19 protein-coding genes and 1 tRNA gene are annotated in these 19,239 nt (G+C 67.5%); 10 read left to right on the forward strand and 10 right to left on the reverse strand.

Annotation, left to right across the window (positions count from 1 at the left end; genetic code table 11):
- Together cynR and ACFQ9R_RS26390 are read right to left on the reverse strand one after the other, a co-directional pair.
- On the reverse strand, nt 1–882 hold the full coding sequence (gene cynR / locus ACFQ9R_RS26385; RefSeq protein ID WP_378993986.1) for a transcriptional regulator CynR: 882 nt from the start codon (nt 880–882) through the stop codon (nt 1–3).
- Nucleotides 879–1,532, reverse strand: coding sequence for a TetR/AcrR family transcriptional regulator (locus tag ACFQ9R_RS26390; protein ID WP_378993988.1), 654 nt, complete (start codon nt 1,530–1,532; stop codon nt 879–881). The genes cynR and ACFQ9R_RS26390 overlap by 4 nt, the downstream gene beginning before the upstream one ends.
- 155 nt (nt 1,533–1,687) lie before the next feature.
- Between ACFQ9R_RS26390 and ACFQ9R_RS26395 the strand changes: the two genes are divergently transcribed.
- Nucleotides 1,688–3,721 carry a CocE/NonD family hydrolase gene (locus tag ACFQ9R_RS26395; RefSeq protein ID WP_378993990.1) on the forward strand — a complete coding sequence of 678 codons (2,034 nt, stop codon included), beginning with the start codon at nt 1,688–1,690 and terminating at the stop codon, nt 3,719–3,721.
- A 119-nt stretch (nt 3,722–3,840) separates the two neighbouring features.
- Here ACFQ9R_RS26395 and ACFQ9R_RS26400 read toward each other — a convergent pair whose 3' ends face one another.
- Genes ACFQ9R_RS26400 through ACFQ9R_RS26410 form a run of 3 tightly spaced genes read right to left on the reverse strand, consistent with a single transcriptional unit; the run spans nt 3,841 to nt 5,942 of the window.
- A complete protein-coding gene (locus tag ACFQ9R_RS26400) occupies nt 3,841–4,614 on the reverse strand; it encodes a DUF72 domain-containing protein (RefSeq protein WP_378993992.1) in 774 nt (257 codons plus the stop codon).
- A gap of 27 nt (nt 4,615–4,641) precedes the next feature.
- Nucleotides 4,642–5,601, reverse strand: a complete 960-nt coding sequence (locus ACFQ9R_RS26405) for a TIGR03557 family F420-dependent LLM class oxidoreductase (protein WP_378993994.1) — start codon at nt 5,599–5,601, stop codon at nt 4,642–4,644.
- 20 nt (nt 5,602–5,621) lie between these two features.
- Nucleotides 5,622–5,942, reverse strand: a complete 321-nt coding sequence (locus ACFQ9R_RS26410) for a plasmid stabilization protein (protein ID WP_378993996.1) — start codon at nt 5,940–5,942, stop codon at nt 5,622–5,624.
- Nucleotides 5,943–6,023: 81 nt separating this feature from the next.
- On the opposite strand from ACFQ9R_RS26410, the gene ACFQ9R_RS26415 reads away from it, so the two are divergent.
- The 5 genes from ACFQ9R_RS26415 (at nt 6,024) to ACFQ9R_RS26435 (ending at nt 11,885) form a co-directional block, all read left to right on the forward strand.
- On the forward strand, nt 6,024–6,782 hold the full coding sequence (locus ACFQ9R_RS26415; protein ID WP_378993998.1) for a rhomboid-like protein: 759 nt from the start codon (nt 6,024–6,026) through the stop codon (nt 6,780–6,782).
- 185 nt (nt 6,783–6,967) lie between these two features.
- Nucleotides 6,968–7,972 (forward strand): YdcF family protein, encoded by a 1,005-nt coding sequence (locus ACFQ9R_RS26420; RefSeq protein WP_378994000.1) that lies wholly within the window; start codon nt 6,968–6,970, stop codon nt 7,970–7,972.
- Nucleotides 7,973–8,087: 115 nt separating this feature from the next.
- Entirely contained in the window at nt 8,088–8,990 is a 903-nt protein-coding gene (locus ACFQ9R_RS26425) for a metal-dependent hydrolase (protein WP_378994002.1), read from the forward strand.
- The gene (locus tag ACFQ9R_RS26430; protein WP_378994004.1) at nt 8,987–10,081 is read left to right on the forward strand and encodes a PDR/VanB family oxidoreductase; all 1,095 of its coding nucleotides are present in this window, start codon (nt 8,987–8,989) and stop codon (nt 10,079–10,081) included. The genes ACFQ9R_RS26425 and ACFQ9R_RS26430 overlap by 4 nt, the downstream gene beginning before the upstream one ends.
- A 31-nt stretch (nt 10,082–10,112) precedes the next feature.
- Nucleotides 10,113–11,885 carry an SDR family oxidoreductase gene (locus ACFQ9R_RS26435; protein WP_378994006.1) on the forward strand — a complete coding sequence of 591 codons (1,773 nt, stop codon included), beginning with the start codon at nt 10,113–10,115 and terminating at the stop codon, nt 11,883–11,885.
- Nucleotides 11,886–11,890: 5 nt separating this feature from the next.
- Here the strand turns inward: ACFQ9R_RS26435 and ACFQ9R_RS26440 are convergent, their stop codons facing one another.
- Nucleotides 11,891–12,394, reverse strand: a complete 504-nt coding sequence (locus tag ACFQ9R_RS26440; protein ID WP_378994008.1) for a hypothetical protein — start codon at nt 12,392–12,394, stop codon at nt 11,891–11,893.
- 517 nt (nt 12,395–12,911) lie between these two features.
- On the opposite strand from ACFQ9R_RS26440, the gene ACFQ9R_RS26445 reads away from it, so the two are divergent.
- Nucleotides 12,912–13,916 carry a zinc-binding dehydrogenase gene (locus ACFQ9R_RS26445; RefSeq protein ID WP_378994010.1) on the forward strand — a complete coding sequence of 335 codons (1,005 nt, stop codon included), beginning with the start codon at nt 12,912–12,914 and terminating at the stop codon, nt 13,914–13,916.
- Between the two features lie 367 nt (nt 13,917–14,283).
- Nucleotides 14,284–14,357, forward strand: a tRNA-Ile gene (locus ACFQ9R_RS26450).
- 263 nt (nt 14,358–14,620) lie between these two features.
- Here the strand turns inward: ACFQ9R_RS26450 and ACFQ9R_RS26455 are convergent.
- Nucleotides 14,621–15,193, reverse strand: a complete 573-nt coding sequence (locus ACFQ9R_RS26455) for a TetR/AcrR family transcriptional regulator (protein ID WP_378994012.1) — start codon at nt 15,191–15,193, stop codon at nt 14,621–14,623.
- Between the two features lie 120 nt (nt 15,194–15,313).
- Between ACFQ9R_RS26455 and ACFQ9R_RS26460 the strand changes: the two genes are divergently transcribed.
- Entirely contained in the window at nt 15,314–16,333 is a 1,020-nt protein-coding gene (locus tag ACFQ9R_RS26460) for an aldo/keto reductase (protein ID WP_378994014.1), read from the forward strand.
- A 7-nt stretch (nt 16,334–16,340) separates the two neighbouring features.
- On the opposite strand, the gene ACFQ9R_RS26465 is transcribed toward ACFQ9R_RS26460, so the two are convergent.
- From ACFQ9R_RS26465 to ACFQ9R_RS26475, 3 genes are all read right to left on the reverse strand, one after another.
- On the reverse strand, nt 16,341–17,120 hold the full coding sequence (locus tag ACFQ9R_RS26465; RefSeq protein WP_378994016.1) for an ATP-grasp domain-containing protein: 780 nt from the start codon (nt 17,118–17,120) through the stop codon (nt 16,341–16,343).
- Nucleotides 17,121–17,259: 139 nt separating this feature from the next.
- Entirely contained in the window at nt 17,260–17,787 is a 528-nt protein-coding gene (locus ACFQ9R_RS26470) for a nitroreductase family deazaflavin-dependent oxidoreductase (protein ID WP_378994018.1), read from the reverse strand.
- 68 nt (nt 17,788–17,855) lie between these two features.
- The gene (locus ACFQ9R_RS26475; protein WP_378994020.1) at nt 17,856–18,476 is read right to left on the reverse strand and encodes a TetR/AcrR family transcriptional regulator; all 621 of its coding nucleotides are present in this window, start codon (nt 18,474–18,476) and stop codon (nt 17,856–17,858) included.
- A 41-nt stretch (nt 18,477–18,517) separates the two neighbouring features.
- Here ACFQ9R_RS26475 and ACFQ9R_RS26480 point away from each other — a divergent pair, with 41 nt between their 5' ends.
- Complete coding sequence (locus ACFQ9R_RS26480) at nt 18,518–19,195, forward strand: hypothetical protein (RefSeq protein WP_378994022.1); 678 nt, start codon at nt 18,518–18,520, stop codon at nt 19,193–19,195.
- The last annotated feature ends 44 nt before the right edge of the window (nt 19,196–19,239 follow it).

Here is a 19,239-nt window from a genome sequence, read left to right on the forward strand (position 1 = left end):
TCACCGCGTCTGTTCGCGGACCGATTCGGCGAAAGCTGTCGCGGCGGCGCTGCGGTGCCCCTCGGCCGCGGACAGCAACGTGACGGTTCGCCGAGACATGCTGGGCCGCAGTGGAATCCGGGCGAGTGGGGGATGGGTGTCGGTGACCGACTCGGGCAGGATCGTCATCAGGTCCGAGGTGGATACCACCTCCAGCAGTGCCTGAATCGAATTGACCTCCACCGCGATTCGTGGCGAAACGCCGTGGTCGTGGAGGTAGCTGTCGATGTGGTGGCGGGTCGCGAACGTCGAATTGAGCAGAGCGAGATCGCGGCCGCCCAGATCGTCGGGTGTCACGGACTCTGGTAGCGCGGGGCGCGCGGCGATGCCGGCTACGGCGGCCAGGGTCTCCTCGTACAGCGCTTCGGCCGTGATGCCGGGCAGGCGCGGTGGAGCGAACGCGATGCCGAGGTCGAGGCGGTCGTCGAGCAGCTCGGACTCCATGGCGTCCTGGGACAACTCACCGAACTCGACGGTGACCCCCGGATACCGGGCCCGGAACGCCGCGATCAGCGGGCCGACCAGATAGGGCGTGAAGGTGGGAGTGGTGGCGAAGCGGAGCAGGCCGCGACTGAGATCGGTGACGTCGTGCACGGCCCGCTGTGCCGCGGCGACCTCGTCGACAGCTCGGCGGGCATGCGCGAGATAGGCCGCCCCCGCGTCGGTGAGCCGCACGCTGCGCCCGGTCCGGTCGAGCAACACCGCCCCGACGGCGCGCTCGAGCTGCTTGATCTGGTGCGACAGCGTCGGCTGCGAGAGGTGTAGCTGCTCCGCGGCCCGGGTGAAGTTCCCGTGCTCGGCGACAGCGGCCAGATAGCGCAGGTGCCGCAGTTCCGGCGTCACCGTCGGTCGCCGTCCGGTCCGATCCGCGCCAGCACCGCGTTGACCACCAGGCACGCGCTGTCCACCACATCGGCCATCGGCTGGCGGTAGGCGTCGAGCACCCACTTCTGGGCGATGATCACGATGGCGCCGACCAGGCCGAACAGCACCGTGCGCACGCTGACGGCAGGGTGGGTTTCCAGGTCGACATGCGGGGTGATCAGGGCCATGCAGATATCGACCAACGCGTCGAGAACGTCGTGATAGGCCCGGTCGACCGCGGGGCTCACGCCGAGGATCTCGAAGAAAGCGATCCGGGGAACCCGGGGGTCGTCGAGGATGAGCTGGAAGTACGCGGTCAGGCCGACGCGCACCTGAGCGTCGACGGCCTCGGCCTCGCGCAGGCCGGTATGGATCGCCTCGATCATCCGGGCGGCCGTCTCGCGGTACACCTCGAGCAGCAGATCCTCACTGTCGGTGAAGGACTCGTAGAAGTAGCGTTTGCCCACGCCGGCCGCCGCGCAGATCGTGGTGACTGTGGTGTTGCGGTAGCCGTCGATGCCGAAGGCGTCCGTGGCCGCCTCGAGTAACCGGGTGCGGCGGTCCTGCTGACGTTGCCCAGGGGCGGCCCCGCGGTACCGGCGGCCGTCATCGAGTTCGGACGCTGTCACAACGCCAATTCTGTCAGGTGACCGCGGTGGGACGCGCGCGGGCGCTGATCGTGGATTGCCCAGAACATGTTCTTGCGATCGGACGTGACCCACGCTACGTTACTTCCCGGTACGGGAACGTCGGAGTTCCCGATGGTGGAGGGCTGAACCGAAGCATGATCACACATCGTGGGCGGCTGGCTGCGCTGGTCGCATCCGTCGTCGTAATGGCAGGCGCCGTCGCATCCGCACCGGTCGGACAAGCATCGCCGAATGCCGAGGGTCTCGACGCGCAGTTCGTCGCCACCCATAACGGGCCGCAGCAGTACCCCAACGTCTTCATCGAGTGGGATGTGCCGATCACCATGAGTGACGGCACCGTATTGAAAGCGAACGTCTATCACCCGGCCGGTGCGGACGGTCAGCCCGTCGCCGAGCCGACGCCCACGATCGTCAATATGACGCCCTACACCAAGCTGGTCACCAACGTCGCCGACTCGGCGCTCGCGGTTCCCGGCCTGTCGGACCTGCTGATGCCGGTGCTGCAGAACCTGGACTTCTCGCCGTTCGGTTTCAGCAGCCTCAGCGACATGATGAACGCGCTGCCCGGCGGCGCGGCCCGCACCTTCGGCGTCGACCGGAATCTGATCCGCGGCGGGTACACCCAGGTGGTCGTCGACGTGCGCGGCACCGGCTTCTCCCAGGGCACCTGGCAGGTCTTCGGAGAACGCGAGCAACTCGACGGTGTGGAAATCGTCGACTGGGCCGCGAAACAGGGCTGGTCCGACGGCAAGATCGGGATGAGCGGCATCTCCTACTCGGCGATCAACCAGCTGCAGACCGCGCAGCGGCACCCCGAGGCGCTCAAGGCGATCTTCCCGATCGTGCCCGGTAGCGACCTGATCCGCGACGTCGCCGCCCCCGGTGGCGCGCTCGGGATCGGGTTCATCCCGGCCTGGCTGCTCGCCGTCGACGGCGCGAAGCTGCTGCCCGACCTGATGTCGATGCTGAACGGCAAATTCGACTGGGTCTGGCTGCGCGACCGGGTGACCGACCCGTTCACCTTCTTCAACGTGCTCATCGCCGCGCTGACCACTCCGAACGTGGAGCAGATCCCGCCGGAGATGGCGTCGATCCTCGACGACGAGAGCGCGCTGCGGACCGCCTGGGTGGGCTCGCCCGATCAGGTGCGGGTGCCGACCTTCCTCTACGGCGGCTGGCACGACATCTTCACCTACTCCACCCCGCGCATCTACAACGCGGTGAACGTGCCCGCCGAGCAGAAGAAGCTCGTCATGGACGACGTCTACCACGTGACGGTGACCTCGGGACTCGGCCAACCGGGTGCGCCCGCGCCGGCGGATTCGTTGCAGCGCGCGTGGTTCGACAAGTGGCTCAAGGGAATCGACAACGGTATCGACCGCTACGACCCGGTCACGTTGTGGCAGCAGGGCAGTGGGCAGTGGACCGCCGACGTCGCCTTCCCGCGGCCGGGCATGCAGTACCGGCGGATGTATCTCGACGCCGCCGCCTCCGGCACCGCGCCGGGCGCCCGCCACGACGGCAGCCTGCGCACTGCTCCCGGTGCCGCGCAACGCGTTTCGGTGGATCCGAGCCTGACCACCATCTGCTCGCGTGATGCCGCGCAGGGCACGGCCGGCCTGGTCCCGCTGCCCGATATCTGTGCCAAGGACGCCCGGATCAGCGAGGGCGCCGCGCTCACCTTCACCACGGCCCCGGTGGCCGCGCCGACGCGGATCTCCGGTCCGATCGCCGCCCACCTGAACACCGTGCTCGACGCCACCGACGGCTACTGGACGGTGACGGTGAACGATGTCGCGCCCGACGGCACGTCGACGGTCTGGTCCCAGGGGCAGCTGATGGCATCCCTGCGCACGATCGACGAGGGCAAGGCAACCCGCTCGCCGAACGGCGACTACACCGACCCGTATCCGTACCTCACCCTGGATACCCGTCAGCCGATCGTGCCCGGCGAGCCGACGAAGATCGAGATCGGCATCCGCGCCACCGACGGTGTCCTGCTGCCGGGTCACCGCCTGCGCGTCGACGTCTTCGCCGGCAACTTCCCCAGCGGAATCCCGCTGCGGCCGTTGCTGAACGAAAGCGGCCTGCGCACCCAGCACCTCGAGCTCGACCCGTCCCGCCCGAGCTGGATCAACGTCCCCCTGGACACCGATCCCGGCTGGTGAGCACTGGTTCACCCCGCCTGCGATCTCGCGCCGATCACCGATCGCGCGACATCGGGGGCGGGGTTCGCCGTCTTGTCGAGACCGGGTTCGGCCTGATCCTGTCCCCATCGGCTCGCTGATCAGCCCGCGGTCGCGTGCACATCGGGTACTCGCGTCGCGTCCGCGCCCGCGGCCGCCGCGAGGTGGGCGAAGGTGACCGCGTCGCGGACCGCCGCACCACCGTGATCGTTGTTGAAATAGACGTAGCTGTCGGCGTCTGGGGACCAGGCGTCGAGTAGTCGATGCGCCCAGCCGCGCAATGCCTGCTTGCCGTAGGACGGCCGGGGAGCGGCGCGGCCGGCGTGCAGGCGTAGATAGGCCCAGTCGGTGGTGCGCCACAGAGGGGTGATCGGGTGCGAATCACGGTCCGCCCAGGTCAATGCCGCGCCACGGGATCGCAGGACGTCACCGATCTCGTCTGTCCACCACGAATCGTGGCGCGGTTCCACCGCCACTCGCACCGTGTCGGGGAAGCAGCGCAGACAGTTGTCGAGCAGATCGGGGTCCGCGCGCAGGGTCGGCGGCAGCTGGAGCAGGATCGGTCCGAGCCGATCACCCAGTCCCGCGGTCCGGTCGAGCAGGCGCTGCACAGGTTCGGCGGGGTCGCGCAATCGCTTGATATGGGTCAGGTAGCGACTCGCCTTCACCGCCATCACGAAGCCCGCGGGCGTGCGCTCCCGCCAACCGGCGAAGTTCTCCCTGCTCGACAAGCGATAGAACGCGTTGTTCGACTCCACCGTCGCGAACGCCCGCGCATAGTGCTCGAGCCACTGCCGGACGGGCAGCCCCGGCGGGTACAGCACACCCCGCCAGTCGCGGTACTGCCAGCCGGAAGTGCCGACGTACATGGGCATTTCGGCCTCCCTCCGCAGCGCCTGCTGTCAGATCTCCGAGCGGAGCAGGGGCGCGAGTTCGCTGCTGTAGAAGTCGAGGAACGCATCCATGTCGGGTCCCGCGTTCATCAGCACCACACGGTCGAAACCCGCGTCGGTGGCCTTGCGCACCGCCTCGACGTAGCGCTTCGGATCATTGCCGCAGACAAAGGATTCGAGCATGTCGTCCACTCGCACGGTGCTCGACGCGGCGGCGAAGTTCGCCGGATTGGGCAGCTCGCTCATCACCTTCCAGCCACCGGTCGACCACCGGTTGGTCGACAGTGCCGCTTCGGCGCCCGCGCGATCGTCCTCGGCGAAGGCGACCCCCACTTCGACGTAGCGCGGACCGGATCCGCCCTTGTCGTGAAAGGTCTGCACGAGTTCGGGATCGGGTTCGGTGGCGAACAGTCCGTCGCCGAGTTCGGCGGCGATCGCCGCGGCGCTCGGCCCGCCCGCGGCCACCGCGATCACCGGCGGTGTCTGCGGCAGATCGAACACCCGCGCGTCCGACAGCTCCAGGAACTCGCCGTAGTAGTTGCGATAGCCGCCGCGCCACAGCAATCGGATGATCTCGAGCGCCTCGCGCAACATCCGCTGACGGATCAGCACCGGCGGGAACTCGTGGCCGATGACGTGCTCGTTGAGTCGCTCGCCCGAACCGATGCCCAGGGTGAACCGCCCATCCGAGACCAGGGCGGTGGTGGCGGCGGCCTGGGCGATGACGGCGGGGTGATAGCGGATGATCGGACAGGTCACGCCGGTGGCGAGCCCGATGTCGGTGGTGCTCGCCGCGATCGTGCCCAGGACCGTCCAGGCGAAGGGCGAGTGGCCCTGCTCGTCGAGCCACGGGTGGAAGTGGTCGCTCATCTCGACGAAATCGAAACCGGCCGATTCGGCCCGCACTGCCTGTCGAACAAGCTCTTTCGGGCCGAAAGCCTCGGCCGCCAGTTTGAATCCGAGCTGCATGGCGAACCTTTCGCTGGGGGTCAGCTACGGCCGAGGGCGTTGGCCAGTTCCTGCTTGTTCATCTTGGAACGGCCGTCGATATTGCGGCGGCGGGCCTCGTCGTAGAGCTGATCGCGGGTCTTGCCGCCGCCCTGCGCCCGCTGGCCGCTGCGTTGCGAGGAACCGCGCGATCGCGACGATTTGCTCGAGCCCTTGGTCTCGCCGTGCTGGGCGCGCGTCTTGTTGACCGTTCGCGCGGCGATCTCCTCGGCCCTGCTCTCGCTGCGGCCGCGTTCGCGCTCGGACTTCTTGATGTCTTCGTACTGCCGTTCGCGCTTGTCACTCCAGGCTTGCTGAGGCATCACGTGCTCCGTTCCGGTCGGTGGACGGCTCTGGTTGCCGCCTACCCGGGGATCGGCCGGGGAAACAACCGCCCGGCGAGGATGACCGGAACCGTGATCGAGGACTGGCACACTGGCGTGGTGAGCGCCTCGGGCAGCGTGCGGGCGGCCGCCGCCTCGGCGTGGCGGTGGATTCGCAGCGCCCCCGGTACCTATGTGTGGCTGGCGGCGCTGGGTGTGACCACCGCGATCCAGCTGCGGCTCACGCCGGAGGAAGCCAGAGTCTGGCTCGGGCACCGCTCGACCAATCTCGATCGTCTCGGCGACGACCCGATCCGGGTGCTGGTCGGCAGCGCGTTCTGGACCGATGGCGGCGGGTGGCTGGTCTACGCGGTGCTGTTCAGCCTCGTGCACGCCAACGCCGAACGGTGGCTCGGGACGCTGCGCTGGCTGGTGGTGGTCGTCCTCGCCCATGTCGGCGCCACGTATCTCAGCCAGGGCGTGCTGCTCTGGGCGATTCGCCACGACAGAGCCCCGGAGCGTGCGGCGTTCGCGCTCGATGTGGGAGTCAGCTACGGGCTGGCCGGAGTCGCCGCCGTCCTCGCCTACCGTGTGTCGCTGCCGTGGCGGGTGCTGTACGTGCTCGGTGTGCTGGCGGTTTGTGTGCCACCAGTATTCCTGGACCGCACGTTCACCGATGTGGGCCACGCGGGTGCGGCGTTGATCGGCTTCGCGTGCTATCCGCTGACGCGAGGGCGGGACCGCGACTGGGATCCGAGCCCGCGCCTGCGCGAATCGTGTCTTCGGATCAGACGAAGAATTCGACGATCATCCTGGCCCACCACCGGAAGTAATCGATGATCATGATCGCTCACCGCCTTCCCTTCGCCTTTATCAGTTACCGATCAGCTGTTGCGAATAGAGGGGCATGATTCTGATAAAAATGCTGGTGAACAAGTTTTCATCCGCATGTATCGAGGTTGCCCAGCAGGTTTGAGCAATAGCTCGGCAATCCGATTGGCCGGTGCTGCGGTTAGGGTGGCCCGGTGATCTTGCTGGCGATAGGTGTGGTTCTGCTCGGGGTGTTCGCGCTGTGTTTCCGTCAGGAGCGGCGCCGGTTCGGCAACGCGGTGTTGCTGCTGCTCGGAGTCCTGTGTGTCGGCGCCGCGCTGATCGGTTCGGGCGCCGAAGGGTCAGGGCCCGAAATACTGGTCTTCTTCGCCCTGGCGCTGTCGCCGCTGCTCGTGCTGGTCCTGGCTGGACTGCTGATGCTCAACGGAGTGGTGATGCTGCGCCGCGAGGGCGTGCGTCCGGCGAACCTGCTCTCCTTCGGTCTCGGCGTCGCGCTGCTGGTTCCGTACGCGCTGCTGGTGATGGCGGTGATCGCCGAGTGGGTGGTGCTCGGGGTGTTGCTGCTCGCGGTGGTGCTCGTCGCCGCCTACCTCGGCTTCGTGCTGGTCGCGTTTCTGCTCTATTCGGTCGTCTACGGCGGGGTGACCCGCACCGACGACGCCGTCGCGATCGTGGTGCACGGCTCCGGCCTGCTCGGAGACCGGGTCCCGCCGCTGCTGGCGAGCAGGCTCGACCGCGCGCTGCAGATCTGGCGTACCGACCGCGTGCACGGCCCCGCGCCGCTGTTGGTGACCAGCGGCGGCAAGGGCTCCGACGAGAAGGTTGCCGAGAGCACGGCGATGGCCGCCTACCTCGTCGAACACGGCGTGCGCGAGGACGAGATCCTGCGGGAGGATCGCTCGACGAGCACCCGCGAGAACCTGCTGTTCAGTCGGGAACTGCTCGCCAGGCAGGGGATAAACAGCCGCATTCTGCTGGTCACGAGCAATTTCCATGTGCTGCGGACCGCGTTGCTCGCCCGTTCGGTCGGGATCGACGCCCAGGCGGTCGGCGCGCCGACCGCGCGCTACTACCTGCCCAGTGCTGTCCTGCGCGAATACGTCGGGATTCTGGCCGAACACAAGGCGATCAACGCCGTGATGTGCGGGTTGCTGGTGGCGGCGCCGGTCGCGCTGGCGATCTTCGGTGCGGCCAACTGACACATTTAGGTGTTACGTACAGTTATGGATAGTTGTATCATCGGAACTACCGAGCAGGACGCAACGTCGCGACCTGGGGCACGGAGGTCCGTGCGCGGTTGATCGAGGAGTACCGATGAAGCTATTTCCTTGGGGAAGAGAAAGCCCGGAGATCGATCCGGGCGTGGTGGCATTGCACGCGCGCAATGTCAGCTTCGACTGGTCGGGTGTCGACCTCCAGTGGATGTCGGCGGAACCGATCGCCGGTCACCTGATCAGCGCGCTGAACATGCTGCTGCCCGAGGGCGAGCGCATGTTCATCGAGACCTACCGCGAGGCTTTGCCCTACGTCAAGGACGAGAAGCTGCGCGAGGACATGCTCGGCTTCATCGGGCAGGAGGCCATGCACGCGCAGACCCACGGGAAGGTGCTCGACGACGTCTTCACCGCCCACGGCGTCGACGCGAGTCCCTATCTGGCGCAGATGGAATACCTGTTCCGCATCTCGCTCGGCCCGCGCGGCGGCGACGATCGCGCCGGCCGCCAGATGCTGGTCGAGCGGCTCGCCTTCATCGCCTGTCTCGAGCATTTCTTCGCCTGGCTCGGGGACTGGGTGCTCAACGCCGACCTCGAGAAGTTCGGCGCCGACCCGCGGATGGCCGACCTGTTCCGCTGGCACGGTGCCGAAGAGGTCGAACACCGCAATGTCGCCCACGAGGTCGCCGAGTACTTCGGGGTCGGCTACGTCCGGCGCTGCGCGTCGATGACGCTGGTGTTCCCGATCTTCCTCATCGTGCTGGTGCGCGGTGCGCGGTTCCTCGTCCAGCAGGATCCGCAACTGCCGGATCGGGGCTACGCACGGCTGCTCGCCGGTGTGTTCGGCGCGATGTGGCGTGGTGCGCTGCCCGGCGTGCCGTCGCTGCTGGCCAGTGCGCTGTCGACCTTCCAGCCCGGCTACAACCCGCAATCGGTCGGCTCGACGGCGCAGGCGATCGCGTATCTGGCGGCCTCGCCCGGCGCCCGCGCGGCAGCGTCGTGACCACGCGCGACATCCCCGCCGATCTCTACGGCAAGTACCGCCACGATCCGGCGATGAAGGTCATCGACGCCATCGCGGCCACCCGGTTGCGCTGGAGCGCGCTGGTCAACCGCGGTGATCTGCGCCCACGCGTCGACGATCGCCGCCTGGCCGTGGTGGTGACCGAACGCCGGATCGAAGCGCACGACCAGGACGTGGTGAGTCTTCGCCTCGAAGCACCCGACGGGCGCGTGCTCCCGCGCTGGCGGCCAGGGGCGCACCTGGACCTGGAACTACCGTCCGGTCGGCTGCGCCAGTATTCGCTGTGTGGCGATCCCGCCGACGAGCGCGCGTACCGCATCGCCGTGCGACGCATCCCCGGTGGCGGCGGCGGCTCGATCGAGGTGCACGACGCCTTGCCCGTCGGCTCCGGGTTGGTGGTGCGCGGCCCGCGCAATGCCTTCCCGTTCGCCGTGCCGGGCCACGGATCACCTTCGCAGCGACTGCATTTCGTGGCCGGCGGGATCGGCATCACCCCGATCCTGCCGATGGCCAGGCTCGCGCACCGGCTCGGCGTGCCGTGGACACTGGTCTACAGCGGACGCAGTCGCGACACCATCCCGTTCCTGGACGAGATCGAAGGCTTCGGCGCGAACGTCGTGGTGCGCACCGATGACGAGCACGGTCTACCTGCCGCGGTGGACCTGCTGCCCGACGTCGGGCCGGGCACCGCGGTCTACGCGTGTGGCCCGACCCCGATGACCTCGGCGATCGTCGCCGCAGTGCGCGAGATGGCCGACGTGGAACTGCATTTCGAGCGGTTCTCGCCGCCGCCGATCGTCGACGGCACCCCGTTCGAGATCGAATTCGCGTCCAGTGGTGCGGTGGTGACGGTCGATGCCGACCGCACCGTGCTGGACACGATCCTCGATTCCCGTCCCGACCAGCCCTACTCGTGCAGGCAAGGCTTCTGTGGCACCTGCGTGGTGCGGGTTCGCTCGGGCGAACCCGACCATCGCGAGACCACGCTGTCGGCTGCCGACCACGCCGAGGGTGCCATGCTGGCCTGCGTATCCCGTTCTCGCGGTGAGCGATTGGTGCTCGACCTGTGATTTCTCCGCTGGACAAGGAGTCCGAAAGATCATGACGAACGACAGCCCGCAGCCCGCGAACCAGCGCACCGTCCGCAGCGGTGATTTCGACATCGCCGTGTTCGAATACGGCGACCCGGCCGCCGACACCGTCGTGCTCGTGCACGGCTGGCCCGACACCCACCATCTGTGGGACAGGGTGATTCCGCTGCTCACCGAGCGCTTCCACGTGGTCGCCTACGACACCCGTGGCCACGGCGAGTCCACTCGCACCCAGCGCACCGATGATTTCCGCCTCGACGAACTCGCACGCGATTTCTACGCCGTGATCGACGTGGTGAGCCCCGATCGTCCCGTGCACGTGCTCGCCCACGACTGGGGTTCGGTGCAGGTGTGGGAGGCGGTGTGTGAACCGCGGGCCACCGAGCGCGTCGCCTCGTTCACCTCGGTCTCGGGCCCCAACCTCGACCACCTGTCCGCTTGGGTGCGTGACCGCCTCTCCCGGCCCACCCTGCGCAATGTGTGGCAGCCGATGACCCAGCTGGCCTCCTCGGCCTACACCTTCTTCTTCATGACGCCCGGTCTGCCGCGCGCCACATTCAACGCCATCGGCACCGAAAAGCTGTGGCAGCGTGCGGTGTCGATCATGAACGACACCCCCGCCGCCAATGTGAAGCTCGGCCCCACCTTCCGCCGCGACATGGTCGACGGGCTGCTCATCTATCGCGCGAACATCGTGGCGCGCATGCTCTCCCCGCGTGAGCGTCGCACCGAGGTGCCGGTGCAGTTGATCGTGGCAGGACGCGATGTCGCCGTGCGGCCCGCGGGCTACGACGATTCGGGCAAGTGGACCGACCGGCTGTGGCGTCGCGACGTCCCCGCCGGGCACTGGATGCCGTTCTCGCATCCGGAACTCCTCGCGACCGCGACCACCGAGCTCATCGACGCACTCGACGGCGCCGGCGTCTCGCGCGGCCTCGCCAGGGCCGAAGTAGGCGCTGCGCGAAGGGAATTCGAACACAAGCTGGTGGTCGTCACCGGTGCGGGCAGCGGCATCGGCCGCGAGACCGCGCTGGCTTTCGCGCGCCTCGGCGCCGAAGTGGTGGTCTCCGATGTCAACGAGCTCGCCGCCAAGGCCACCGCGGAGCTCGTCGCATCGGAAGGTGGGGTGGCGCACTCCTATCCACTCGATGTGTCGAACGAGGACGCGGTGCGCGCGCACGCCGACACGGTGATCGCCGCGCACGGCGTGCCCGATGTGCTGGTGAACAACGCCGGTGTCGGCCAGGCAGGCGGATTCCTCGATACTCCGTCGGAGGAGTTCGACCGCGTACTGCGGATCAACCTCGGCGGTGTCGTCAACGGCTGCCGGGCCTTCGGCGCGGCGATGGCCGATCGCGGGCTCGGCGGGCACATCGTGAACCTGTCCAGCATGGCCGCCTACAGTCCGCAGCGCGACATGGCGGCCTACGCCACCAGCAAGTCGGCGGTCTTCATGTTCTCCGATTGCCTGCGTGCCGAACTGGCTGACCGTGGCATTTCGGTGTCGACCGTGTGTCCGGGCATCGTGCACACGAATATCGTTGCCACCACCCGTATCTCGGGCGTCTCCGCCACCGAGGAGGCCGCCGCGCAGCAGAAGTTCGACAAGCTGTACGAGCGACGCGGCTACACCCCGGACCGGGTGGCCGCGCAGATCGTGAAGGCCGTGCGGACCGGGCGCGACATCGTGCCGGTGACGCCGGAGTCGTGGGTGCAGTACCGGATCAACCGGATCGCACCCGGCGCGGTGCGGTTCGCCGCGCGCCGGATGAAGCTGGTCTAGGTCGGCTACGCCCGGCGCAGTTGCTCCTCCACGGCGGCAACGTGCCGGGCGTCCACGCCCCACGGGTTCTCGACGCCGACCTTGCGGTCGAGGTCCCACAGCACGCACTCTTCGCCGGGTTGCGCCACCAGCGACCAGGCGACCACGGTGCGGCCCAGCTGTTCGACCATGGTGCCGTGATTCTGCGTACTCTCCCCGGCGCCCTCGGGGAAATGATGCAGGAAACGCCCGTAAGCCTGCTCGCAGAACGTCGCGTAGAGCTGGGTGCAGAGGATGAAACCGTGCCACGCCTCGTCGACCGCGTGCGAGGGCATACCGATCACCTGGTCGTCGCGAAGGGCGGCACCGCAGCACCGTAACCATTGGCGCAGACCGGTTTCCACGAGTTCGCGAGGCTGCCAGGGCGAGGTTTTGAAGATCGCTTCGGGGAAGACCAGGGCGGCGACGGTGCGGTCGACGGTGGGGAGGTCGACTTGCCGTCTGCCGGTCCGGGAGAAAGAGAACGCCACAATTCACTGTAAGGCCACTGACGGTGGGGGTGCTGTGGCCGGGTTCTGGCGTTAGCCTGCGAACATGGTGTTGACGCTCGTAATCGTGCTCGGTTTCGTCGCGGTGTGTCTCGGCGCGGTGGTGACGACCGTCGTGTGGCTGATCCAGAAGTCGAGTCAGCCGCAGAACGCGCGCCCGCTGGATCGGCGATGGGTGGCCGGGTCGGCCGGGATCACCGGGTATGTCGACGGGACCTCGGGGCAGCCGTGGGATCCGGGCAGCCCGTCCGGGTGTGGCGGTGGCTCGAACAGCGGTTGCGGCGGGGGGAGCGGCTGCGGCGGCGGGAGCAGTAGTAGCTGTAGCGGTGGAAGCAGCAGCAGTTGTTCCGGTGGGAGTAGCAGCAGCTGTGGAGGTGGCAGCAGTAGCAGCTGTGGCGGCGGGTCCTGATCGTGTGACCTACGTCCCAGTGCGCTTGACCTGAACTCGACTTCAGGTTTCATCCTTGACTCGTTCGGTCAACACCACGAAGGAGTCGCGATGCGCGCAGTGCAGGTCAAAGAATTCGGTGGGCCCGAGGTCCTGAACCTGGTGGAAGTTCCCACACCGCAACCGGATTCGGTCGAAGTGGTCGTCGACGTCGAGGTCGCCGACGTGATGTTCCTCGATACCCGGCTGCGCAGCGGGTGGGGTCAGGACTACTTCCCGCTGAGCCTGCCCTACGTCCCCGGTGGTGCGATCGGCGGCGTGGTGAGCGCGGTCGGCGCCGAGGTCGACCCCCGCTGGCTCGGCAAGCGCGTCGTCACCCAGACCGCCGCCAGCGGCATCGGTGGCGGCCTGCCCACCGGCGGTTACGCCGAGAAGTCCCTCGCCAAGGCCGCCACGCTGACCGAGATCCCCGCCGGGCTCACCACCGAGCAGGCCGTAGGCCTGGCCCACGACGGTCGCACCGCGCTCGCTGTCTTCGACAGGGCTGCCGTGCAACCGAATTCGTGGGTGTTGATCACCGCCGCCGCAGGCGGCCTCGGCACGTTGCTCATCCAGCTGTCGATCGCGGCGGGCGCGCGGGTTGTCGCCGCGGCGGGCGGACCGGAAAAGCTCGCGCTCGCAACGCGATTGGGCGCCACCGCGGTCGTCGACTACGCCGTCGACGGCTGGGCGGACCGAGCGCGGGAGATCACCGGCGGGGGAGCGGCGGTCGTGTTCGACGGTGCGGGTGGCGACATCGGTGGCGCGGCCTTGACCGCCGCCGCCGACACCGGTCTCTTTCTCGGATATGGCTCCGCTGCAGGTGATTTCGCGACGGGCGACACCGATGCCGCTGTTGCGCGCGGTGTCACGGTGCTCGGTCTGTTCGATATCGTCGGCCAGGACGTGGACTGGGTCGGCATCACTGCCCGTGCTCAGGAAGCGGTCGCCGAGGGTGCGCTGGAAGTCGTGATCGGGCAAACCTTCCCGATCGATCAGGTGCGGCAGGCCCACTCCGCGATCGAGAGCCGTTCCGCCCTCGGCCGTACCTTGTTGACGGTCGGCGCGTCATTGTAACTTATTGTGCGCTGCAACGGAATACACGTTAAGTTATGTTCCGTGCAGGGACTGATAATCATCGCAGTGATAGCTGCGGTTCTGTTGTTGGTAGTTGGAGTCATCAAGTTGGCCAGCAACCCAGGGGGCAACATCGAACGTCGCGAACGCGATGTACGAGCGCGGGGAGGCCAGCGAGCTGAACGCTCGTAAACCCTACCCCCGGGTGCAGCACCACCACGGCGATCGGTCGCCGCGTCTTTCTCGGAAGCCGCGACTCCGGTCGCCGTTCTCGTACCTGCCGGTCCGACACGACCGCCGCGTCGAGTGGTCAACCCCGCACTTCGCCGGGTACCATGCGACTCGCCCGCGGAGACCCCCGCGGCGAGGGGCGGTAGCTCAGTCGGTTAGAGCCGCGGACTCATAATCCGCTGGTCGTGGGTTCGAGCCCCACCCGCCCCACTTCCCCTCCTGAACTGCGGTTTCTCCCAGCGGATTCGGGACGGGTCGCCGCCAGGGCCGGACAGGTCGAGGATGACCGGCCACTTCTCGGCTACCAGGCGCGGGTCCGCCTGGATGAACGCGACACGCTGCTCCGCCCCGATCTCGGCGGCGGCTGTCGGCATCGCTCGGCCCTTCTGCGTATTGGTGCCGACGACAACCACCTGCTCACCGCGGCTCGGGTATGTCAGTGCGAGAGTGTCCTCGGCCTGCGCTCTGGTCGGCTACTTCACGCTCAGCCCTGCGATGAGGACGGCGACCATTCGGCTGGGGTGGTAGCGGGGGGTTCGGCCGCCGATGCAGAGGTTGCCGACGGCGCGCAGGAGTTCGTAGGGGTCGGTGCCGGCGGGGATTTCGCCTGCGGTGACGGCGGCGGTGAGGAGGGCTTCGCAGGTGGGGACCAGGCGGTCGAGGAAGTAGGTGTGGAGGGTTTCGAAGGTGGTCGCGTCGGAGTGAAGTGCTTCTGCCAGGCCGTGTTTGGTGGTGAGGAAGTCGACGAAAAGGGTCATCCATTCGCCGAGTGCGGCGTGGGGGGAACCGAGGGCGGCCAGGAGTGTGGGGCCCGCTTCGGCGCACGCTTCGACCTGGTGGCGGTAGACGGCGACGATGAGGTCGGCCCGGGTGGGGAAGTGGCGGTAGATGGTGCCCACGCCGACGCCTGCTCGGGCGGCGATCTCGCGGACGGGGACATCGACGCCCGAGGCGATGAAGGCGGCCGCGGCTGCGTCGAGCAGGGCCTGCTGGTTGCGCCGGGCGTCGGCGCGTCGGCGCGGCGCCTCGGTCGGGTTGTCGGCCACGAGACCTCCCTCTTGTTAAACGGAACAGTGTTCCGTATGTTGATTAGCGGAACATTGTTCCGCTTGGTCGAGGATGCCAGAACCGGCGAGCCGAACCAAGCCCATCTGGGAGGAACCGCCATGCAGTACCGCACTCTGGGCCGTACCGGCGTTCAGGTCAGCACGCTCGTGCTCGGCGCGATGAACTTCGGCAAGCTGGGAAATTCCACCCAGGACGAGGTCACCGCCATGATCGATGTCGCCATCGACGGCGGCGTCAACCTCATCGACACCGCCGACATGTACGGCCAGGGGGAATCGGAGGAGCTGGTCGGCAAGGCCGTCGCGGGTCGCCGCGACGACCTCGTGCTGGCCACGAAGGCGACGATGCCGATGGGCGAGGAGCGCAATCATCGCGGCGGTTCACGCCGCTGGCTCATGACCGCGCTCGACGACAGCCTGCGCCGACTCGGCGTCGACCACGTCGATCTCTATCAGATCCACCGCTGGGACCCCGAAACCAGCGATGAGGAAACCCTCTCGGCGCTCACGGATCTACAGCGTGCGGGCAAGATCCGCTACTTCGGATCCTCGACCTTCCCCGCGTACCGCATCGTGCAGGCGCAGTGGGCGGCCGAAGAACGCCACCTGAGCCGCTATGTCACCGAACAGCCCAGCTATTCGATCCTGCAGCGCGGCATCGAAACTCACGTCCTGCCGGTCACCGGGGAATACGGTCTCGGCGTGCTCGCCTGGAGCCCGCTGGCCTCGGGATGGCTCTCGGGCGCCATCCGCGCCGACCGCGAGATATCCACCAGCCGTTCGGCCTTCATGCCCGACCGGTTCGACACCACCATCCCGGCCAACCACGCCAAGATGGCCGCCGTCGAGCAACTCGCGGACCTGGCAGACCAGGCGGGCCTGACCCTGATCCAACTCGCCCTGGGTTTCGTCACGGCCCATCCCGCCGTCACCAGCGCCATCATCGGCCCCCGTACCATGAACCACCTGCACGCCCAGCTGGCCGCCGCCGACACCGTCCTGCCGCCCGAGATCCTCGACGCCGTCGATGCCATCGTGGCCCCTGGTACCGACCTCGCCCCCGACGAGAAACACGACACCCCACCATCTCTGCTGGACGCGTCCCTGCGTCGTCGATGAGTCGACGTCAGAAGCTCGTGGCTCGTGCCGGCCGCGGCTCGGACGTGAGTAGATCGCGCCATCGGTTCATCAGCAGCGCGGTGTATTGGTCGGCGGTGATGTCGTAGGCGCCGAGGGCGTAGCCGTCGTTGGTCTCGACGAGCGTCGTTTCCCCGTTGGCCAGTACGCCGAAATCGATGGCGTAGGCAGCGGGGGCGGTTCCGGAACGGTAGTAGGCACTGACCGCTGACTCGACTGTTTCCCTGTTCAGTGGCACGGAGTTGTCACCCTCGTAGTGGTCCACGGCCACGATCTGCCTGCCGATGACATAGACGCGGTATTCCGACACCCAGGTGACGACCTCGGAGCACCAGACGCGCTGGCGTCGACTGGTATTCCCCCATGCGGCGAAATCGTGTTCCGAGTAGCAGACCGAGCCCGTGAAGGCCTTGCGGCGGTCCGCGGGTTTGACGAAAACCGGTGGGGAGGAGCCGCCATCCATCGAGCGCTCGATCTCGCCCAGGGTCGACGCCCACACCTTCCGCCCGAGGAAGCCGCGAAGCACGTCGGGATAGTCGTCGGGTTGCGGTAGCGGGATGCCCAATTGGCGCATCGCGCCGTGCATCGCAGCCATATCCCCGGCGATGAAGATGCCGGGTCCCAACGTCAACTGCCTGCGTTGAATACGCTTCAGGCTGTAGTGGCGGACGGGGACACCGAGTCTTGCGAGGCCCTCGGTGAGGAGCTTCTCCTCGTGCCGCATCGGACCCGATCCGGCGTACTGCAGATAGGCCACCGTAAAACTCATGCCTTGATGATGCCTGTCGACAGCGTTGCGGATTCAGCAAATGGCTGGGAAATTACCTGTGCGCCAGTCGAAGTCCCCGACGGTCGGATCGGCGTAGGGCAGCGGAAGGGGTCGATCGACGATGCTGGTCGGATGGCATCTAGGTGCGCGGGGTGAGGATCACGATCGGGATCGTGCGGTTGCCCGCATGACGTTGGTAGAAGTCGTAGCTCGGGAAGAGCTCGACGAACTTCGGCCACAGCAGTTTTCGTTCCGCGTCGGTGGCTACGCGGGCCCGGACGGGGTGCGACCGGGCGCCGATCTGGATCGTGCTGTCCGGGTTGGCTTTCAGGTTGTGGAACCAGGCGGGGTGGGTTGGTTGGCCGGCTTTGGACGCGGCAAGGGCGATGATGTCGCCGTCGGCGTGGAACATCAAGGGTGAGGTTCGCTGGGTGCCGGTTCTGGCGCCGACGTGGTCGAGGAGCAGGATTCGGGCGTCGGGCCAGGCGGGCATGTGGCCGCCGAGCCTGCCGTTGGTTCGGCGGTACAGGGCCACATGGAGTTTCGTCGATCGGCGGCCCAGGTAGATGCCGCGCTTGTTCATGAATTGGGAGCACGATTCCACCAGTCGTGCCATCGACGACCTCGTGGCGCGATGACCGGTACCGGTCTTGTTCGGATCACTCACTGCCCCTCCAGTGTTCGTTCTACTACGGACGATAGTAGACAAATTCCCGGTCGGCCGAGGGGGAATCGTCAAGCGAGGAGTTCGCGGGCGAGGGTGGCGGTCCACCAGGTTTCGACTCGGTCGGGCGACCAGCCTCGTTCGGTGGTGAGGGTGGTGTAGACGTCGATGGTGCACAGGGCGGCGTAGATGTCGACCGAGGTGGGGAGGTCTTCGCGAAGGGTGCCGGGAGGCCAGGAGGTGAAGACCTCGATGCGGGTTCGGTCGGCGCGGTGACGGGCGTCGACGTAGGTGGTGGCCAGGGCGGGTTCGGTGCGGCCCGCTTCGCGGATCAGGGCGATGACGTCGGCGGCGCGTTCGTAGAGGCGACGGTCGTAGCCGGCCATGGCGGCCAGCTGAGCTCGGGGGTCGCCTGCCGCGGCTTCCAGGGTGTCGAGCATCTGCGGGGCGTCGGCGGAGAGATCGGCGGCATCGACTATTGCCTGGATGAGCCCGGTTTTGTTGCCGTAGGCGGAATAGACGGTGGGAACGGAGACGCCGGCTTCGCGGGCCACGTCGCGGACCGTGGTGGCGGCCCAGCCCTGCTCCACGAACAGCCTGCGGGCGGCCTGGGCGATCTCGATGCTGGTCGCCTGGGCTTGCAGGGTGCGGCGAAGGGAGTCGTAGCGGCGGCGAGGTGAGTCGGTGGCCAAAGGGGGTTCCTCTTTCGTTTTATGGTACCTATATTCAAAATATGATCGATAAATCTAATCTGTCGAGCGGCGCGCGGTTTCAGCGGGTCGCGGGGATCGCCGGTATCGGGTTCGCGCTGGTCATCCTGGGGGCCAATCTGATCTTGGCACCCGCCGGGTTGCCGAAGCCCGGTACCGACTCGCGCACAGCCGTCGCGTTCTTCGTCGACCACCGCGACCTCGTGGCGCTGGCGCTGGCGCCGGTACCGCTGGGCTGGTTCTGTGCCGTGCTGTTCGGTGCCGGTGCACTGGCGGCCCTGCGACCGGCCGAGCGGACGGCGGGGACCGGGTGGTCGCTGGTCGGCTTCGCCGGATTGCTGTTGCAGAACGCGACTTTCACAGTGATCGTCGGAATTCGTTATGCCCTCGGCGCTTCGAGCGGGGAAGGCGGCGCACTGTGGGCGCTGCACGATGCCCTGCTCGCGCTGAACGGCACCTTCCTCGCGACGGCACTGGTCGGACTGACGGTCGCGGGCCGGCTCGGCGGGCTCGTCAAGCCATGGCATGCGACCATCGGATTCCTCGCCGCCGCACTGCAATTCACCGCGGCGACCCTCACGCCCCTGATCATCGACCACGATGGTCCGCTCGGTCTCATCGGCCTGTCCGGCTGGCTGCTGTGGTCGGCCTGGTTCATCGCCTACGGCGTAGCGCTCCTGCGCACAGCCGCAGCCCGATGACTTATGTCATGGCTTGACCGTGTGAATCCCATCGGGGATCGGTG

Origin of the sequence: Nocardia sp. NPDC056541 (genome assembly GCF_042794235.1) — a bacterium.
Taxonomy (GTDB): Bacteria; Actinomycetota; Actinomycetes; order Mycobacteriales; family Mycobacteriaceae; genus Nocardia.

Bases quoted from the DNA above. Each gene is read 5' to 3' on its own strand.
- ACFQ9R_RS26395 (WP_378993990.1), top strand. From the start codon at position 1,688: ATGATCACACATCGTGGGCGGCTGGCTGCGCTGGTCGCATCCGTCGTC.
- ACFQ9R_RS26400 (WP_378993992.1), bottom strand. From the start codon at position 4,614: ATGCCCATGTACGTCGGCACTTCCGGCTGGCAGTACCGCGACTGGCGG.
- ACFQ9R_RS26405 (WP_378993994.1), bottom strand. From the start codon at position 5,601: ATGCAGCTCGGATTCAAACTGGCGGCCGAGGCTTTCGGCCCGAAAGAG.
- ACFQ9R_RS26410 (WP_378993996.1), bottom strand. From the start codon at position 5,942: ATGCCTCAGCAAGCCTGGAGTGACAAGCGCGAACGGCAGTACGAAGAC.
- ACFQ9R_RS26415 (WP_378993998.1), top strand. From the start codon at position 6,024: ATGACCGGAACCGTGATCGAGGACTGGCACACTGGCGTGGTGAGCGCC.
- ACFQ9R_RS26425 (WP_378994002.1), top strand. From the start codon at position 8,088: ATGAAGCTATTTCCTTGGGGAAGAGAAAGCCCGGAGATCGATCCGGGC.
- ACFQ9R_RS26435 (WP_378994006.1), top strand. From the start codon at position 10,113: ATGACGAACGACAGCCCGCAGCCCGCGAACCAGCGCACCGTCCGCAGC.
- ACFQ9R_RS26445 (WP_378994010.1), top strand. From the start codon at position 12,912: ATGCGCGCAGTGCAGGTCAAAGAATTCGGTGGGCCCGAGGTCCTGAAC.
- ACFQ9R_RS26460 (WP_378994014.1), top strand. From the start codon at position 15,314: ATGCAGTACCGCACTCTGGGCCGTACCGGCGTTCAGGTCAGCACGCTC.
- ACFQ9R_RS26465 (WP_378994016.1), bottom strand. From the start codon at position 17,120: ATGAGTTTTACGGTGGCCTATCTGCAGTACGCCGGATCGGGTCCGATG.
- ACFQ9R_RS26480 (WP_378994022.1), top strand. From the start codon at position 18,518: ATGATCGATAAATCTAATCTGTCGAGCGGCGCGCGGTTTCAGCGGGTC.